This window comes from Mesorhizobium sp. M4A.F.Ca.ET.050.02.1.1, from assembly GCF_003997725.1.
GTDB lineage: Bacteria > Pseudomonadota > Alphaproteobacteria > Rhizobiales > Rhizobiaceae > Mesorhizobium.
Genome location: NZ_RZSG01001053.1, coordinates 1 through 1709 on the forward strand (window position 1 = coordinate 1; position 1709 = coordinate 1709).

The following is a 1709-nucleotide window of genomic DNA, read 5'->3' on the forward strand; positions in this document are numbered from 1 at the left end:
AGGCGCCTTCGCTAGCGGCGCCAGGCGCCAGGACGAAACGGTGGCAGTCCATCATCGTGCGTCCCTCGGCGAGAAGCTGCACGGTCACGCCGGGGGTGGTTTCCGGCCAGGTGCGCCATGCCCCGGCACGCACGAGCGCCGGCACGTCGTCCCGCTCCTCGCCGGAAAGGCGCGAAACGGTGGTGCCGTAATACTGCGCCAGATCGTGCAGTGTCTTGAAGCTGACGCCCTGCGATGTCCGCTCCAGGGTGGACAGCGTGGAGGCGGCGATGCCGACATCGGCGGCAATCTGGTCCAGGGTCTTGCCGGCGCCATGGCGAAGGCTGCGCAGCCTGCGGCCGAGGTCGGACGTATCCGCGGTGTCGGCACTGTCGGACGGTGCCTCGCTTTCCAGCGCTTCGCGGATGGCCGCCGGGTTGAGGCCGCGCTCGGTCCTGTACCAGGCGATCTTCTTCAGCCGCGCCACATCCTCGGCGGTGTATTGCCGGTGGCCGGTATCCGACCGTCCCGGAACGACGAGCCCTTGGCTTTCCCAAAGGCGCAGGGTCGAGGCCGAGACGCCCGCGGATTTCGCCGCCTCCGCCACCTTGTAGCGTACCGGCGTGGCATTGCTCATGAGCGGAATATTCCCGGTTGGTTTGTCTCTCAGCCCTGTTCAGGACCATCGCCGAAAACGGCGGCGGTTTGAAGCCGAAAACACCGCTTGCATTCTTGCAGAAAAAATGTAGGAAGTTTGTATATGTCTTGCAGAAATTATGCAAGATATCAAATCCCACCCCAGAGCGCAGGAGCGCATGATGGCCGCGACCACCCTCACCGACCGCAAGAATGCAGCGATTTCCCGCGGCGTCGGCATGACCACGCAGATCTATGCCGAGCGTGCCGAGAACGCGGAAATCTGGGACAAGGAGGGCCGCCGCTACATCGATTTCGCCGCGGGCATCGCCGTGCTCAACACCGGCCATCGCCATCCGCGCGTGATCGCGGCGGTGAAGGATCAGCTCGATCATTTCACCCACACCTGCCACCAGGTCGTTCCCTATGAAAGCTACGTGCGGCTGGCCGAGCGGCTCAACGCGCTGACGCCGGGCGATTTCGCCAAGAAGACGATCTTCGTCACGACCGGCGCCGAAGCTGTCGAGAACGCCGTCAAGATCGCCCGCGCCGCGACCGGCCGCTCCGCCGTCATCGCCTTCGGCGGCGGCTTCCATGGCCGCACCTTCATGGGCATGGCTCTGACCGGCAAGGTCGTGCCCTACAAGGTCGGCTTCGGCGCCATGCCCGCTGACGTCTTCCACGTGCCGTTTCCGATCGATCTCCATGGCGTGACTTCTGAACAGTCGCTGGCGGCGCTGAAGAAGCTATTTGCCGCCGATGTCGATCCGCAGCGCGTCGCCGCGATCATCATCGAGCCGGTGCAGGGCGAGGGCGGCTTCTATCCGGCTCCGGCTTCGCTGATGAAAGCGCTGCGCGAACTCTGCGACCAGCATGGCATCTTGCTCATTGCCGATGAAGTACAGACGGGCTTTGCCCGCACCGGCAAGATGTTTGCGATGGATCATCATGCCGTGGCGCCCGATCTGGTGACGATGGCCAAGAGCCTCGCCGGCGGTTTCCCGCTTGCCGCCGTCACCGGCCGCGCGGAAATCATGGACGCGCCGGGACCGGGCGGGCTGGGCGGCACCTATGGCGGCAGCCCGATCGGCGTC

At 65.1% G+C, this 1709-nt stretch carries 2 protein-coding genes; one reads left to right on the forward strand and one right to left on the reverse strand.

Going from position 1 to position 1709, the window contains the following annotated elements:
- The coding region (locus tag EOA33_RS34825) for a MerR family transcriptional regulator (RefSeq protein WP_127407659.1) at positions 1 to 616 on the reverse strand (616 nt) is incomplete at its 3' end.
- Positions 617 to 797: 181 nt separating this feature from the next.
- On the opposite strand from EOA33_RS34825, the gene EOA33_RS34830 reads away from it, so the two are divergent.
- Positions 798 to 1709, forward strand: a 912-nt coding sequence (locus EOA33_RS34830; RefSeq protein WP_127407660.1) for an aminotransferase class III-fold pyridoxal phosphate-dependent enzyme, incomplete at its 3' end; no start/stop codon positions are given.